The sequence below is a fragment of the Haliea sp. genome (assembly GCF_040221975.1).
Lineage (GTDB): Bacteria > Pseudomonadota > Gammaproteobacteria > Pseudomonadales > Halieaceae > Haliea.
Map to the genome: position 1 here is coordinate 1 of NZ_JAVJWR010000006.1, position 13,958 is coordinate 13,958.

Genomic DNA, 13,958 nt, shown 5'->3' on the forward strand with positions numbered 1-13,958 from the left:
GATGGTAATGCCGGGTGACAACGTGCAGATGGTTGTGACCCTGATTGCGCCGATCGCGATGGAAGACGGTCTGCGCTTTGCGATCCGCGAAGGCGGCCGCACCGTGGGTGCCGGCGTCGTCGCCAAGATCATCGAGTAAGAGCTCGAGCGTTAACGCATAGCCCGGCCTGGTGCCGGGCTTTTTCGTTTCTGGACCCGGCTACCGGTTCTTCTCGGAAATCTGCCCGTTCAGGGTCAGGAAGTCGTACAGTATCCCCAGGCCGAACAGGCCCACAGTCAGCAGGTAGATCAGACCGGTGATGATCTTGCCCATGTAGAAGCGGTGGACCCCGAAGATTCCCAGGAAGGTCAACAGTATCCAGGCGAGGTTGTAGTCGACCGGACCTTCGCTGTAGCGCCGGTCCGCGGCCCGGGACATGCCGGGTATCAGGAACAGGTCGATAATCCAGCCAATGAACAGCAGCCCCAGGGTAAAGAACCAGATGACACCGGTAATCTGCCGCCCATAATAGAAGCGGTGGGCCCCCATGAAGCCGAAAATCCAGAGCAGGTAGCCCATGAATACCGAATGTGTCTCGTTGCCTTCCCGCACTGGCCTGAACTCCGTACAATGTGTGCCCCTATCGTCTGCTGCAGCCGACTTCGGGTCAAGCACAAGTTGGTGTCGCGGGCAGGACATCTGGATAGCCTGCCCGGCCGGGCCGGGCCTGATCTGGCCGGGCCTGACCTGGCCGGGCCTGATCTGGATCATGGAGTCGAGGCCGCGGCTGCACTATGCTGCCGAAGTGGCAAAATCAGCCCGATTCACAAGGAGTCACCATGTCAGTAGAACACCATGACCTTATCCACGAATTTCCGGAATTTCGCGACCGCATCCACGAACTGAAAATGGGGGACGCACACTTCCGCAAGCTGTTTGACGAGTACCACGAGCTGACGCGAAGCATTGAGAACATGGAAAATGAAGTGACGCCGGTGGCGACACATACAGAGGAGCAGGCCAAGGTGCGTCGCTTGCACCTCAAGGACGCCCTGTACTGCATGTTGAATGCGGCGGCCGGCTAGGTGCCGGCTAGGTGCGGCCGGCCAGGTGCGGCAGCCGGCCAGGTGCGGCGGCCAGGCGCCCATGACCAGGCGTCCCTGACCGGGCGTCCCTGACCGGGCGTCCCAATAAATGTAGAGGAGGTATGATGTGACGGAATCGGCAATTCGGGCCCAGCTCGAAGCAAAGCTGGCAGGACTTGAGCAGCGTCTCGCCAGCATCAAGCGCGATGTTACCCGCAGTCACTCGATCGACTCGGCTGAGCAGGCACAGGAGCGCGAGAACGATGAGGTCGAGGAAGCCATTGGGGTGGAGACCGAGCAGTCCCTCCGCGATGTCAAGGCGGCTCTGGCGCGGCTGGACGAGGGGCTCTACGGAATCTGCGAGCGTTGCGGCGACGAAATTGCCCCGGGCCGGCTTGAGGTCTTGCCGGAAACCGTGTTGTGTGTGAAATGTGCGCAATAAGTGGCGCGCCCCGCTAAAATAATCCGGAGGCCTGCTTGACAGGCAGGTAGGCGCTCATTAGAATTCGCGTTCCTTTTTCGGGGGGCTCCTTCGCGGACCCCTGGTTTTTTATTGATTGGAGTTAGGTCTGGTGCAGAGTCAACGCATTCGTATTCGCCTCAAGGCTTTCGACCACCGCCTGATAGATACGTCTACTCAGGAGATCGTGGAAACGGCACGCCGTACCGGTGCCCAGGTCAAGGGGCCGATCCCGCTTCCGACCCGGAAAGAAAAGTTCACCGTGCTGATTTCACCGCACGTTAATAAAGATGCGCGTGATCAGTACGAGATTCGTACTCACAAGCGTCTGTTGGACATCGTGGAGCCCACGGAAAAAACCGTGGACGCCCTGATGAAACTGGACCTGGCAGCAGGTGTGGAAGTACAGATCAGTCTTGGTTAACTACAATTTGTAGCAAGACCTGCCCGCAGGCCCACATGGTCTGCGGGTGTGTAACGCCCGGTTCTTTAAAGCAAGGCGGGGCGGCCATAGAGGGTAAGCCCCGTACACTGAGAGGTTAGCAAAATGACTATTGGCTTAGTCGGCCGCAAGTCCGGTATGACTCGTGTTTTTACCGAGGACGGCGCATCCATCCCAGTAACCGTAGTGGAGGTCTCTCCAAACCGGGTTACTCAGATCAAAGAGCTCGAGAGCCACGGCTATCGTGCGATTCAGGTGACTGCGGGCAACCGCAAGGCCTCGAAAGTGAGTAAATCAGAAGCCGGACACTTCGCCAAGGCGGGTGTCGAGGCGGGCTACGGTTTGTGGGAATTCCGCCTCGGTGCGAGCGATGACGCTCCCGCTGTCGGTTCCGAATTGACCGTAGAGCGCTTCGAGGCCGGGCAGAAAGTTGATGTGGCGGGCAAGTCCAAGGGCAAGGGTTTCCAGGGCGTTATCAAGCGCTGGAACTTTTCCATGCAGGACGCTACCCACGGCAACTCCCTGTCGCACCGTGCCCCGGGTTCCATCGGCCAGTGCCAAACGCCTGGTCGCGTTTTCAAGGGCAAGAAGATGTCCGGGCACATGGGTGCAGAGAATGTCACCACCCAGGGGTTGGAAATCGTGCGCGTTGATCTGGAGCGGAACCTGCTCCTCATCAAGGGCGCTGTCCCCGGTGCACCCGGCGGCGACGTGATCGTGCGTCCCGCGGTCAAGGCTTAAGGTTAGGGGGTCTCTAGCGTGGAATTGAGTGTAGTCAAGCCAGGTAACGCCACAGCGGGCACGGTTTCCGTGTCTGATGTCGCCTTTGCCCGCGAGTACAATGAGGACCTGGTTCACCAGGTGGTTACTGCCTATCTGGCCGGCGCCCGTCAGGGCACCCGGGCCCAGAAGACCCGCTCTGAAGTGAGTGGCGGTGGCAAGAAGCCGTGGCGCCAGAAGGGCACCGGCCGCGCCCGAGCGGGAACCATTCGTTCGCCCATCTGGCGCAGCGGCGGTGTGACCTTTGCGGCCCGGCCGCAGGATCATTCGCAGAAAGTGAACCGCAAGATGTACCGCGCGGCCATGCGTTCAATCATGTCCGAGCTGGCCCGCCAGGGTCGCCTGCTGGTGGTTGAAAGTGTCGAGATTGAGGCGCCGAAGACCAAGCTGCTGGTGCAGCAGCTGGGTGAATACGGGCTCGACAACGTGCTGATCGTGACCTCGGAGCTGGGTGAAAACCTGTATCTCGCGGCTCGCAACCTGCACAAGGTGGACGTGCGCGATGTCGACGGCGTGGACCCGGTCAGCCTGATCGCCTATGACAAGGTGATGGTCACCGTCGATGCGGTGAAGAAGTTTGAGGAGATGCTGGCATGAACCAGGAGCGAATTTTCCAGGTGCTGGTCGCCCCGCACGTGTCCGAAAAGGCCGCGGTGCTGGCAGACAGTAATAACCAGTACGTGTTCAAGGTTGCGGTCAACGCAACCAAGGCCGAAATCAAGAAGTCGGTTGAGCAGCTGTTCAAGGTCAAGGTTGACGCGGTCCAGACTCTCAAGGTCAAGGGCAAGGTCAAGCGCAACAAGTACGGCCTGAGCGCCAAGCCGACCTGGAAGAAAGCATATGTTCAACTGGAGCAGGGTCAGGACATTGACTTTGCCGTGGCTGAATAAGGAGTAGGTTCGAGATGGCAGTATTAACAAGTAAGCCCACTTCGCCCGGACGTCGTCACGTCGTCCGTGTGACGACTGAGGACCTGCACAAGGGCGCTCCCTATGCCCCGCTGCTGGAAAAGCAGACCCGCAATGGTGGCCGCAACAACAACGGTCGTATCACCACGCGGCACATCGGTGGCGGCCACAAGCAGCACTACCGCATCATTGATTTCAAGCGCACCAAGGACGGTATCCCGGCCAAGGTTGAGCGGATTGAATATGACCCGAACCGTACCGCGCACATTGCGCTGCTGCTGTTCGCTGATGGCGAGCGCCGCTACATTATCGCACCCAAGGGTGTGAAGGCCGGTGATGCCCTGCAGTCCGGTGCCGCAGCGCCGATCAAGAACGGCAACTGCCTGCCGCTGCGCAACATCCCGGTGGGCTCCGTGATCCATGCGGTCGAATTGAAGCCGGGCAAGGGTGCCCAGCTTGCACGCTCGGCGGGTGCTTCCATCCAGCTGGTCGCTCGGGAAGGCCAGTACGCGACACTGCGCTTGCGCTCTGGCGAAATGCGCAAGGTGCTGTCCGACTGCCGCGCAACCCTGGGCGAAGTGTCGAACTCCGAGCACAGCCTGCGCAAGCTCGGCAAGGCTGGCGCCACGCGCTGGCGCGGTGTGCGCCCGACTGTTCGCGGTGTGGCGATGAACCCGGTCGATCACCCGCATGGTGGTGGCGAGGGTCGCACCTCCGGTGGCCGTCATCCGGTCAGCCCCTGGGGTACTCCGACCAAGGGATACAAGACGCGCTCGAACAAGCGCACTGACGGCCTCATTATACGCCGTCGTGGCAAGAAGTAAGTTCGGTCGACAGACTAGAGATTAGAGGAAGACACTGTGCCGCGTTCACTGAAGAAAGGTCCATTTATCGACCTTCACTTGATTAAGAAAGTCGAAGCCGCGATTGAGAGCAACGATCGTCGTCCGATCAAGACCTGGTCGCGCCGTTCCATGATATCGCCCGATATGGTTGGTCTGACGATCGCCGTTCACAACGGCCGGCAGCACGTTCCGGTGTTGATCAACGAAGACATGGTTGGTCACAAGCTCGGTGAATTTGCGGCGACCCGTACGTTCAAGGGCCACATTGTGGACAAGAAGGCGAAGCGCTGAGCGCTGGTCTATAGCGAGGTTTAGGAAGATGGAAGTTGCAGCAAGACTGAAAGGCGCGCGGATCTCGGCCCAGAAAGCCCGCCTGGTCGCAGACCAGGTACGTGGCAAGCCCGTGGAAGAGGCGCTGAGCCTGCTGGAATTCAGCACCAAGAAGGCGGCCCATATTGTCAAGAAGATCCTTGACTCTGCGATTGCCAACGCGGAAAACAATGAAGGTGCGGACGTGGACGAGTTGAAAGTGTCCAGCATCTTCGTGGATGAAGGTATGACCATGAAGCGTCTGCGGCCTCGAGCCAAGGGTCGCGCTGATCGGATTTTAAAGCGCACCTGTCATATCACAGTGAAAGTTGCAGACGGCCAAAGCTAAGTTCAGGAGAAGACCACATGGGTCAGAAAGTACATCCGGTCGGCATACGGTTGGGAATCGTCAAGGATCATAATTCGATCTGGTATGCGGATAGCAAAAACTATGCGAAGACGCTGATCACCGACCTCGCTGTGCGCAAGTACATCGAGAAGACGCTGGACCACGCGTCGGTCAGCCGTGTAGTAATCGAGCGTCCGGCGCAGACTGCACGAATCACCATTCACACTGCCCGCCCCGGCATTGTTATTGGCAAGAAGGGTGAGGACGTGGATGGTCTGCGCAAGAAGCTGGCCGAGCTGATGGGTGTGCCCGTGCACATCAACATCGAAGAGATCCGCAAGCCGGATCTGGATGCCAAGCTAGTCGCCCAGAACGTGGCGCAGCAGCTTGAGCGCCGGGTGATGTTTCGCCGGGCGATGAAGCGTGTGGTGCAGAACGCCATGCGCCAGGGTGCGGAGGGTATCAAGATCCAGGTGGGTGGTCGCCTGGGCGGTGCCGAGATTGCCCGTACCGAATGGTACCGCGAAGGTCGTGTGCCGCTGCACACCCTGCGTGCGGATATTGATTACGCCACCTACGAGGCATCCACGACCTACGGCATCATCGGGGTCAAGGTGTGGATCTTCAAGGGTGAAGTGATTGGCACTGAAGGCCATTCCGACGGCGCCAAGAAGACAGCAACTAATTAAGGGTTACGCAGATGCTTCAACCAAAGCGTACTAAATTTCGCAAGATGATGAAGGGCCGCAATCGCGGCCTGGCCGAGCGTGGCAGCAAGGTAAGCTTCGGCGAATTCGGTTTGAAGGCGACTGGCCGCGGCCGTATTACGGCGCGGCAGATCGAGGCGGCCCGTCGTGCGATGACACGCCACATCAAGCGTGGTGGCAAGATCTGGATCCGCGTCTTCCCGGACAAGCCGATTACCGGCAAGCCACTGGAAGTTCGTCAGGGCAAGGGCAAGGGTAACGTTGAGTACTGGGTGGCACAGGTTCAGCCCGGAAAGGTGCTGTACGAAGTGCAGGGCGTATCCGAGGAGCTTGCGCGTGAAGCATTCGCGCTGGCAGCTGCCAAGATCCCGGTGGCGACAACATTTGTAAAACGGTCGGTGATGTGATGAAAGCTAGCGAATTGCGTGATAAGTCCGCGGAGGACCTGAACAAGCAGTTGCTTACCCTGCGTGAAGAGCAGTTCAAGCTGCGGATGCAGAAGTCAACTGGTCAGCTTGGGCAGACACATCTGCTGCAACAGAACCAGCGCGACATCGCACGCGTCAAGACTGTACTGAATGAAAAGGCGGGTAACTGAACATGTCTGGTGCAGAGAAGCGGATACGGACGGCGACCGGCAAGGTTGTCAGCAACAAAATGGACAAAACCATCACGGTTCTGATTGAGCGTCGGGTCAAGCACCCGGTGTACGGCAAGTACATTACCCGCTCTTCCAAGATCCATGCGCATGATGAAGAGAATGTGTGTGGTATTGGCGATACCGTCAAGGTTACCGAGTCGCGGCCCATTTCCAAGAGCAAGACCTGGAAGTTGCTCGAAGTCGTGGAAAGTGCCCCACAGGTATAAGCGCTGTATTTTGCGGTCTGGCCGCAGTTTGGAGTAAGAGATGATTCAGACAGAGTCGTATTTGGATGTCGCTGACAACAGCGGTGCCCGCCGGGTGATGTGTATCAAGGTGCTGGGTGGCTCCAAGCGTCGCTATGCGCGTGTGGGCGACCTGATCAAGGTGACTGTCAAGGAAGCGATTCCCCGGGGCAAGGTCAAGAAGGGCCAGGTCATGACCGCGGTTGTGGTGCGTACCCGCAAGGGTGTGCGTCGCCCCGACGGCTCGCTGATCAAGTTTGACGACAATGCGGCAGTTCTGCTGAACAACCAGCAGGCGCCCATTGGTACCCGTATATTTGGCCCCGTAACTCGTGAGCTGCGCGGCGAGAAGTTCATGAAGATCATTTCCCTGGCGCCGGAAGTTATCTGATTCGGCCCCAGGAGGAGAGGAAAGGAAATGTCCAAGATCAAGCGCGATGATGAAGTGGTTATCCTGGCCGGCAAGGACAAGGGTAAGCGCGGGAAGGTTCGCAAGGTGATGGCTGACAACCGGGTGGTTGTTGCAGGCATCAACATGGTGAAAAAGCACACCAAGCCCAATCCGCAAATGGGTGTGGCTGGCGGTATTGTTGAGCAGGAGGCCCCCATTCAGGTCTCCAATGTGGCGATCTACAACCCCGCCACCAGCAAGGCCGACAAGGTTGGTTACAAAGTTGATGGGGATACCAAGGTGCGTATCTTCAAATCCAGTGGCGAGGCGATTGACGCCTGAGTCGGGTGTCAAGGGTAAAAGACATGGCAACGTTGAAAGAAAGATACAATAGCGAGCTTGCTCCCCGGCTGCAGGAAGAGCTGGGTCTGAAGAACGTGATGGAGATTCCGCGCATCACCAAGATTACCCTGAACATGGGTGTTGGCGAGGCCGTGGGCGACAAGAAGGTTCTGGAAAACGCGGTAGCGGACATGGAGAAAATCTCCGGCCAGAAGCCCATCATCACTCTGGCGCGCAAGTCCATCGCCGGCTTCAAGATCCGCGACGGCTGGCCAATTGGCTGCAAGGTCACCCTGCGCTCGGAGCGGATGTACGAGTTCCTGGACCGCCTGATCAGCATCGCCATCCCGCGTATTCGCGACTTCCGCGGCGTTAGCCCGAAGTCCTTTGACGGTCGCGGCAATTTCGCCATGGGCGTGAGCGAGCAGATTATTTTCCCGGAAATCGAGTACGACCAGGTGGACACCTTGCGTGGCATGGACATTACCATCACCACCACGGCTCGTACGGATGATGAAGGCCGCGCGCTGCTGCGTGCCTTCAACTTCCCCCTGAAAGGTTAAGAGGCTTACCATGGCTAAGAAATCGATGATCGCACGTGAGAAGAAGCGCGCGCAGACGGTAGTAAAGTATGCCGCCAAGCGGGCTGCGTTGAAGGCGGTCCTGAGCGATCAGGGCGCCACCGAAGACGCCAAGTGGGAAGCACAGATTGCGCTGCAGAAGTTGCCCCGCGATGCCAGCCCGGTGCGCAAGCAGCGTCGCTGCCAGCTGACCGGCCGTCCTCACGGTGTCTATCGTAAATTTGGCCTGTGCCGTAACAAGCTGCGTGAAGCAGCGATGCGCGGTGATGTACCTGGTCTGGTTAAAGCCAGCTGGTAACGGAGAGATTCGATCATGAGTATGCAAGATCCGCTGTCAGATATGCTGACCCGTATTCGCAACGCCCAGATGGCCGGCAAGCCCCGTGTGGAGATGCCCGGTTCCAAGCTCAAGGCCGCCGTTGCGGAAGTACTGAAGCAAGAAGGTTACATTGGTGATTTCGCAGCTGCGACAGACACCGGCAAGCCGCGCCTGAGCATCGAGCTCAAGTATTTCGAGGGCAAGCCGGTTATTGCAGAGATTGATCGAGTCAGCCGTCCGGGCCTGCGCAATTATGCAGCCAAGGGTGAGTTGCCGACAGTCCGCGGAGGCCTGGGTGTAGCTATAGTGTCCACCTCCCGGGGTGTGATGACCGATCGTGCTGCCCGGGCTGCCGGTGTCGGCGGCGAAGTGCTCTGCACCGTTTTCTAGAATTACTGAGGAAGGGCATTCAACATGTCTAGAGTCGCAAAATTTCCGGTACAACTGCCCAAAGGGGTGGAAGTCAACCAGAGTGGTCGGGATCTCACTGTCAAGGGTGGTCGAGGTACATTGGCGCTTGAAATGGGTGAGGGCATTGCCATCACTCAGGAAGGCGGCGCGGTGACCATTGCCTATGAGAGTGACAAGTCAAGCGCACTGGCTGGCACTACGCGTGCGCTGCTGAACAATATGGTCATCGGTGTCAGTGACGGTTGGGAGAAGAAACTGATTCTCAACGGCGTTGGCTACCGTGCCAAGGCGGACGGCAAGACGGTGAACCTGACCGTGGGCCTGTCGCACCCGGTGGACTATCAGTTGCCAGAGGGTGTCAGCGCCGAGACCCCGACGCAGACTGAAATCGTCGTCAAGGGTATAGACAAGCAGGCTGTTGGCCAGGCCGCTGCAGAGATTCGCAGCTTCCGTCCGCCGGAGCCTTACAAGGGCAAGGGTATTCGTTACGCGAACGAAGTCGTTCGCCGTAAAGAAGCCAAGAAGAAGTAGGTAGGTTGAGATGAGTGCAAAGAATGAATCAAGGCTGCGCCGCGCACGTCGCGCTCGCAACCGGATGCGTGAGCAGGGCGTCAACCGCCTGACAGTGCACCGTACCCCGCGCCACATCTATGCGCAGGTTATTGCTCCTGCCGGCGATCGTGTTCTGGCCAGCGCTTCGACGCTGGACGGCAGCTTGCGCAGCGGCAGCACTGGCAACCAGACCGCTGCCGCTGCGGTAGGCAAGCTGGTCGCCGAGCGGGCGAAGGCTGCAGGCGTCGACAAGGTCGCGTTTGATCGCGCTGGCTACAAGTACCACGGACGTGTCAAGGCGCTTGCCGACGCAGCCCGTGAAAGTGGACTGGAATTCTAGGGTAGGGCTATGGCGTTTAACGATCAGAAGAAGCAGCAGCAGGACGGTGACCTCCAGGAGAAACTGGTACAGGTCAACCGCGTTGCCAAGGTGGTCAAGGGTGGCCGTATATTCAGCTTCACCGCCCTCACTGTGGTCGGCGATGGCAATGGCAAGGTCGGTTTTGGCCGCGGCAAGGCGCGTGAGGTGCCGGTGGCGATCCAGAAGGCCATGGAGGCCGCTCGTCGCAACATGATTCAGGTCGACCTGAACAACGGCACGATCCAGTATCCGGTCAAGGCCAGCCACGGCGCCTCCAAGGTGTACATGCAGCCCGCGTCCGAGGGTACCGGCGTGATTGCCGGTGGCGCGATGCGCGCCGTACTGGAAATTGCCGGGGTACACAACGTACTGGCCAAGTGCTATGGCTCCACCAACCCGGTCAACGTGGTGCGCGCGACCTTTAACGGCCTGCGCGACATGGTTGCTCCGGAAGATGTTGCCGCCAAGCGTGGCAAGACTGTTGAAGAAATTCTGAACTAATTACTGGGTTGGCTAGTCATGGCTAAAGCAACAATCAAGGTTACGCAGATCAAGAGCGTCCACGGTCGCCTGAAGAACCATCGCGCCTGTATCGCAGGCCTGGGTCTGCGCCGCATCGGTCATACCGTCGAGGTGGAAGACACACCTTCCGTTCGCGGCATGATCAACAAAGTGAACTACATGGTTCGGATCGAGGAATAGATCATGTCTGATGTTTTGCGACTGAATAGCCTGAGCCCGAGCCCGGGCTCCCGCAAGGACGCCAAGCGCGTCGGACGCGGTATCGGCAGTGGCCTCGGCAAGACAGCCGGCCGCGGCCACAAGGGGCAGAAGTCCCGTTCCGGCGGCACTGTTCGTCCGGGTTTCGAGGGCGGCCAGATGCCGCTGCAGAAGCGCCTGCCGAAATATGGTTTCACTTCGCGCGTTTCGCGGACGACTGCGCAGGTACGCCTGGGCGAGTTGAACGCAGTGCAGTCCGATGTGGTGGATCTCGAGGCGCTCAAGGACGCCGATGTGATTCGTCAGGACGTGTTGCGCGTGCGTGTGTTCCTGTCTGGCGAAGTCACCAGGCCGCTGACCCTCAAGGGCCTGGCAATCACCAAGGGTGCCCGCGAGGCAATCGAACAGGCCGGCGGGAAAGTAGAGGAATAAATGGCACAAGGTCAGCTGCCAGGTAGCAACAAGGCCGGACTGGGCGAGCTCTTTGCTCGCCTTCGTTTCGTTTTGCTGGCTATTATCGTTTACCGGATCGGTACCCATATCCCGGTGCCGGGTATTGACCCTGCCCAGCTGGCGGCCCTGTTCAATCAGAACCAGGGCACCATCCTCGGTCTGGCGAACATGTTTTCCGGTGGCGCACTCGAGCGCATGAGTATTCTCGCGCTGGGGATCATGCCCTATATCTCCGCCTCCATCATCATGCAATTGATGTCGGCGGTAACGCCTCAGCTGGAGGCCTTGAAGAAGGAAGGTGAATCCGGAAGGCGGAAGATCAGTCAGTACACGCGCTACCTGACGGTGGTGCTGGCGATCATCCAGGCGACGGGCATGACAGTGGGCATGGCCAACCAGGGCATGTCCTACGATGCCTCCGTGGTGTTCTACGTGATTGCCATTACCTCGCTGGTCACCGGCGCAGTGTTCATGATGTGGCTGGGCGAGCAGATCACCGAGAAAGGTGTGGGGAACGGCATCTCGTTGCTGATCTTTGCCGGCATTGTCGCTGGCCTGCCCTCCGCCATTGGGCAGTCACTGGAGTCGGCGCGGCAGGGTGAGCTGAATATCCTCGTGCTGCTCTTTATCCTGACCCTGGCGATCGCGGTGATCTACATGATCGTGTTCATTGAGCGCGGCCAGCGGCGGATCACGGTGAACTACGCCAAGCGCCAGCAGGGTCGCAAGATGATGCAGGCGCAGAGCTCGCACCTGCCACTGAAGGTCAACATGGCGGGGGTGATTCCCGCGATCTTTGCCAGCAGCATATTGCTGTTTCCGGCCTCGATCGCCCAGTGGTTCGGGTCCAGTGGTTCTGCCGACTGGCTGCAGGATCTCGCTCTGGCCATTGGCCCCGGGCAGCCTTTGAACATCCTGCTGTTCACCGGCTTCATTGTGTTTTTCTGCTTCTTCTATACGGCGTTGATGTTCAACCCGCAGGAAGTGGCCGACAACCTCAAGCGCTCCGGCGCGTTTGTCCCCGGCATCCGCCCCGGGCAGCAGACCGCCAACTATATAGACGGCGTATTGACGAGGTTGACAGTATTTGGATCGGCATACATTGCGCTGGTCTGCCTCATGCCCCAGTTTCTGGTGGTGATGTGGAACGTACCGTTTTATCTGGGTGGTACCTCCCTGCTGATCGTTGTGGTCGTAGTGATGGACTTCATGGCCCAGGTCCAGAGTCACCTGATGTCGCACCAGTACGATTCGGTGATGAAGAAGGCGAAATTGAATACTTATGGTGCTTCCGGCCGCTGACAGGATGGCCGGTTTTTGGAGAAAAGCGAAATGAAAGTACGTGCATCAGTAAAGAAGGTCTGCAGGAACTGCAAGATCGTTCGTCGCAACAGTGTCGTGCGTGTGATCTGTCATACAGATCCCCGTCACAAACAGCGCCAGGGCTGATCCCGGTTCCGGGCTGCTGACTGTTGATTTTTAGTAAACATACCGCTAGAATGCTGCGCCTTTCGCGCCCACCCACGGAGCCAAGCAGGTTCCAGGGTGGGGCTTGATTGCCCAGCGCAAAGCGACGATTTGAGTATTTGGAGAGAGTTGGATGGCTCGTATTGCCGGCGTCAACGTACCCGATAACAAGCACGCTGTTATCGCCCTGACCTATATATATGGTGTCGGTCGCACTCAGGCCAAGCGCCTCTGCGCCGATACGGGTGTTGCTGAAAACAGCAAGATCGGTGAGCTCAGTGAAGAGCAAATGGACGCACTGCGGACCAGGGTGGGCGATCTGACGGTAGAGGGTGACCTGCGCCGGGAAGTGTCGATGAATATCAAGCGTCTGATGGACCTGGGCTGCAACCGTGGCCTGCGTCATCGTCGCAGCTTGCCGCTGCGTGGTCAGCGCACCAAGACCAATGCCCGCACCCGCAAGGGTCCGCGCAAGCCGATTCGCCGGTAGGGCGTCGCCCCGGGCGAATCCTTTTAGTGTAGCTGCACCCGTGTGCAGTGTTGATATTAAAGCAGGAAACAAAGTATGGCCAAGCCAGGTGCCAAGAGCACTCGCAAGAAGATTACCAAGACCGTGGTAGACGGCATTGCCCACGTGCATGCGTCTTTCAACAACACGATCATCACCATTACCGACCGCCAGGGCAATACGCTGAGCTGGGCGACTTCCGGCGGCTCCGGCTTCCGCGGCTCGCGCAAGAGCACTCCCTTCGCTGCGCAGGTCGCTGCGGAACGCGCAGGTGAAGCGGCCAAGGAATACGGGCTGAAGAATCTTGATGTGCAGGTGAAAGGCCCCGGCCCGGGTCGCGAGTCAGCAGTGCGTGCGCTCAATTCCTGCGGCTACAAGATCACCAATATCACCGACGTGACGCCGATCCCGCATAACGGTTGCCGTCCACCCAAGAAACGTCGCGTCTAGCGCTCACAGGAATATTTGACATGGCTCGATATATTGGACCCACGTGCAAGCTCTCCCGTCGTGAAGGAACAGATCTGTTCCTGAAGAGCGGAGTCCGTGCGCTGGAAAGCAAGTGCAAGCCCGAATCGGCTCCCGGCCAGCACGGCGCCCGTCGCGGCCGTCTGTCTGACTACGGTGTGCAGCTGCGCGAGAAGCAGAAAGTACGCCGTATCTACGGTGTCCTTGAGAAGCAGTTTCGGAACTATTACAAGGAAGCTGCTCGCCTCAAGGGCGCAACCGGTGAGAACCTGTTGCAGCTGCTGGAAAGTCGCCTCGACAATGTGGTCTACCGCATGGGGTTTGGGTCCACCCGCGCCGAGTCGCGGCAGCTGGTCAGCCACAAGGGCATCCTGGTCAATGGCGCCGTGGTAAATGTGCCTTCTTACCAGGTGCAGGCCGGTGACATCGTTTCCTTGCGCGAAAAAGCCAAAAAGCAGCTGCGGGTGCAGTCTGCCATGGCCCTGGCTGCCCAGCGTGGCGAGCCCGAGTGGATAGACTTCAACAGCGAGAAGCTGGAAGGAGTTTTCAAGTCAGCCCCTGAGCGTCAGGACCTGTCTTCCGAGATCAATGAAAACCTGATCGTGGAACTGTACTCCAAGTAATCCGACTCAGGA

Annotated in this window: 30 protein-coding genes; 29 read left to right on the forward strand and 1 reads right to left on the reverse strand. The window is 58.7% G+C overall.

What is annotated here, in order from left to right; genetic code table 11:
* Positions 1-139: EF-Tu C-terminal domain-related protein (locus RLO07_RS01315; protein WP_462290412.1), on the forward strand; the 139-nt coding region annotated here is incomplete at its 5' end.
* A 60-nt stretch (positions 140-199) separates the two neighbouring features.
* Here RLO07_RS01315 and RLO07_RS01320 read toward each other — a convergent pair.
* The gene (locus RLO07_RS01320; protein WP_462290413.1) at positions 200-559 is read right to left on the reverse strand and encodes an NINE protein; all 360 of its coding nucleotides are present in this window, start codon (positions 557-559) and stop codon (positions 200-202) included.
* 260 nt (positions 560-819) lie between these two features.
* On the opposite strand from RLO07_RS01320, the gene RLO07_RS01325 reads away from it, so the two are divergent.
* The 28 genes from RLO07_RS01325 (at position 820) to rpsD (ending at position 13,946) form a co-directional block, all read left to right on the forward strand.
* On the forward strand, positions 820-1,065 hold the full coding sequence (locus RLO07_RS01325) for a YdcH family protein (RefSeq protein WP_462290329.1): 246 nt from the start codon (positions 820-822) through the stop codon (positions 1,063-1,065).
* A gap of 127 nt (positions 1,066-1,192) precedes the next feature.
* Complete coding sequence (locus tag RLO07_RS01330) at positions 1,193-1,507, forward strand: TraR/DksA family transcriptional regulator (RefSeq protein ID WP_462290330.1); 315 nt, start codon at positions 1,193-1,195, stop codon at positions 1,505-1,507.
* 130 nt (positions 1,508-1,637) lie between these two features.
* Positions 1,638-1,949 (forward strand): 30S ribosomal protein S10, encoded by a 312-nt coding sequence (gene rpsJ / locus RLO07_RS01335; RefSeq protein ID WP_462290331.1) that lies wholly within the window; start codon positions 1,638-1,640, stop codon positions 1,947-1,949.
* Between the two features lie 123 nt (positions 1,950-2,072).
* On the forward strand, positions 2,073-2,708 hold the full coding sequence (rplC, locus tag RLO07_RS01340) for a 50S ribosomal protein L3 (protein WP_462290332.1): 636 nt from the start codon (positions 2,073-2,075) through the stop codon (positions 2,706-2,708).
* 18 nt (positions 2,709-2,726) lie between these two features.
* Complete coding sequence (gene rplD, locus RLO07_RS01345; protein ID WP_462290333.1) at positions 2,727-3,344, forward strand: 50S ribosomal protein L4; 618 nt, start codon at positions 2,727-2,729, stop codon at positions 3,342-3,344.
* Positions 3,341-3,637: a 50S ribosomal protein L23 gene (gene rplW / locus RLO07_RS01350; protein WP_350144913.1), complete on the forward strand. Its 297-nt coding sequence runs from the start codon at positions 3,341-3,343 to the stop codon at positions 3,635-3,637. Before rplD ends, rplW begins: the two co-directional genes overlap by 4 nt.
* A 14-nt stretch (positions 3,638-3,651) precedes the next feature.
* Positions 3,652-4,479 carry a 50S ribosomal protein L2 gene (rplB, locus tag RLO07_RS01355; RefSeq protein ID WP_462290334.1) on the forward strand — a complete coding sequence of 276 codons (828 nt, stop codon included), beginning with the start codon at positions 3,652-3,654 and terminating at the stop codon, positions 4,477-4,479.
* A gap of 36 nt (positions 4,480-4,515) precedes the next feature.
* Positions 4,516-4,791 carry a 30S ribosomal protein S19 gene (rpsS, locus tag RLO07_RS01360; RefSeq protein ID WP_350144909.1) on the forward strand — a complete coding sequence of 92 codons (276 nt, stop codon included), beginning with the start codon at positions 4,516-4,518 and terminating at the stop codon, positions 4,789-4,791.
* Between the two features lie 28 nt (positions 4,792-4,819).
* Positions 4,820-5,158, forward strand: coding sequence for a 50S ribosomal protein L22 (gene rplV, locus RLO07_RS01365; protein ID WP_462290335.1), 339 nt, complete (start codon positions 4,820-4,822; stop codon positions 5,156-5,158).
* A 17-nt stretch (positions 5,159-5,175) separates the two neighbouring features.
* Positions 5,176-5,847 (forward strand): 30S ribosomal protein S3, encoded by a 672-nt coding sequence (rpsC, locus tag RLO07_RS01370; protein ID WP_462290336.1) that lies wholly within the window; start codon positions 5,176-5,178, stop codon positions 5,845-5,847.
* A gap of 11 nt (positions 5,848-5,858) precedes the next feature.
* The gene (gene rplP, locus RLO07_RS01375) at positions 5,859-6,272 is read left to right on the forward strand and encodes a 50S ribosomal protein L16 (protein ID WP_290742613.1); all 414 of its coding nucleotides are present in this window, start codon (positions 5,859-5,861) and stop codon (positions 6,270-6,272) included.
* Complete coding sequence (gene rpmC / locus RLO07_RS01380) at positions 6,272-6,463, forward strand: 50S ribosomal protein L29 (protein WP_462290337.1); 192 nt, start codon at positions 6,272-6,274, stop codon at positions 6,461-6,463. Before rplP ends, rpmC begins: the two co-directional genes overlap by 1 nt.
* A gap of 2 nt (positions 6,464-6,465) precedes the next feature.
* Complete coding sequence (rpsQ, locus tag RLO07_RS01385) at positions 6,466-6,732, forward strand: 30S ribosomal protein S17 (protein ID WP_462290338.1); 267 nt, start codon at positions 6,466-6,468, stop codon at positions 6,730-6,732.
* Positions 6,733-6,772: 40 nt separating this feature from the next.
* Positions 6,773-7,141 (forward strand): 50S ribosomal protein L14, encoded by a 369-nt coding sequence (rplN, locus tag RLO07_RS01390; protein ID WP_350144897.1) that lies wholly within the window; start codon positions 6,773-6,775, stop codon positions 7,139-7,141.
* A 27-nt stretch (positions 7,142-7,168) separates the two neighbouring features.
* Positions 7,169-7,483, forward strand: a complete 315-nt coding sequence (gene rplX, locus RLO07_RS01395; RefSeq protein WP_462290339.1) for a 50S ribosomal protein L24 — start codon at positions 7,169-7,171, stop codon at positions 7,481-7,483.
* Positions 7,484-7,506: 23 nt separating this feature from the next.
* Positions 7,507-8,046: a 50S ribosomal protein L5 gene (gene rplE, locus RLO07_RS01400; protein WP_462290340.1), complete on the forward strand. Its 540-nt coding sequence runs from the start codon at positions 7,507-7,509 to the stop codon at positions 8,044-8,046.
* A 10-nt stretch (positions 8,047-8,056) separates the two neighbouring features.
* Positions 8,057-8,362 carry a 30S ribosomal protein S14 gene (gene rpsN, locus RLO07_RS01405; protein ID WP_462290341.1) on the forward strand — a complete coding sequence of 102 codons (306 nt, stop codon included), beginning with the start codon at positions 8,057-8,059 and terminating at the stop codon, positions 8,360-8,362.
* A 15-nt stretch (positions 8,363-8,377) separates the two neighbouring features.
* Entirely contained in the window at positions 8,378-8,773 is a 396-nt protein-coding gene (rpsH, locus tag RLO07_RS01410) for a 30S ribosomal protein S8 (RefSeq protein WP_462290342.1), read from the forward strand.
* 24 nt (positions 8,774-8,797) lie between these two features.
* Positions 8,798-9,325, forward strand: a complete 528-nt coding sequence (gene rplF / locus RLO07_RS01415) for a 50S ribosomal protein L6 (RefSeq protein ID WP_462290343.1) — start codon at positions 8,798-8,800, stop codon at positions 9,323-9,325.
* A gap of 10 nt (positions 9,326-9,335) precedes the next feature.
* A complete protein-coding gene (gene rplR, locus RLO07_RS01420) occupies positions 9,336-9,686 on the forward strand; it encodes a 50S ribosomal protein L18 (RefSeq protein WP_462290344.1) in 351 nt (116 codons plus the stop codon).
* Positions 9,687-9,695: 9 nt separating this feature from the next.
* Positions 9,696-10,208 (forward strand): 30S ribosomal protein S5, encoded by a 513-nt coding sequence (rpsE, locus tag RLO07_RS01425; protein ID WP_462290345.1) that lies wholly within the window; start codon positions 9,696-9,698, stop codon positions 10,206-10,208.
* Between the two features lie 18 nt (positions 10,209-10,226).
* Positions 10,227-10,409, forward strand: a complete 183-nt coding sequence (gene rpmD, locus RLO07_RS01430; protein WP_462290346.1) for a 50S ribosomal protein L30 — start codon at positions 10,227-10,229, stop codon at positions 10,407-10,409.
* Positions 10,410-10,424: 15 nt separating this feature from the next.
* Positions 10,425-10,859, forward strand: a complete 435-nt coding sequence (gene rplO / locus RLO07_RS01435) for a 50S ribosomal protein L15 (protein ID WP_462290414.1) — start codon at positions 10,425-10,427, stop codon at positions 10,857-10,859.
* Complete coding sequence (gene secY, locus RLO07_RS01440) at positions 10,860-12,182, forward strand: preprotein translocase subunit SecY (RefSeq protein WP_462290347.1); 1,323 nt, start codon at positions 10,860-10,862, stop codon at positions 12,180-12,182.
* 30 nt (positions 12,183-12,212) lie between these two features.
* The gene (gene rpmJ, locus RLO07_RS01445) at positions 12,213-12,329 is read left to right on the forward strand and encodes a 50S ribosomal protein L36 (RefSeq protein ID WP_462290348.1); all 117 of its coding nucleotides are present in this window, start codon (positions 12,213-12,215) and stop codon (positions 12,327-12,329) included.
* Between the two features lie 151 nt (positions 12,330-12,480).
* Positions 12,481-12,837, forward strand: a complete 357-nt coding sequence (gene rpsM / locus RLO07_RS01450) for a 30S ribosomal protein S13 (RefSeq protein WP_462290349.1) — start codon at positions 12,481-12,483, stop codon at positions 12,835-12,837.
* A gap of 75 nt (positions 12,838-12,912) precedes the next feature.
* A complete protein-coding gene (gene rpsK, locus RLO07_RS01455; RefSeq protein ID WP_304704044.1) occupies positions 12,913-13,305 on the forward strand; it encodes a 30S ribosomal protein S11 in 393 nt (130 codons plus the stop codon).
* Between the two features lie 20 nt (positions 13,306-13,325).
* Complete coding sequence (gene rpsD / locus RLO07_RS01460; RefSeq protein ID WP_462290350.1) at positions 13,326-13,946, forward strand: 30S ribosomal protein S4; 621 nt, start codon at positions 13,326-13,328, stop codon at positions 13,944-13,946.
* The last annotated feature ends 12 nt before the right edge of the window (positions 13,947-13,958 follow it).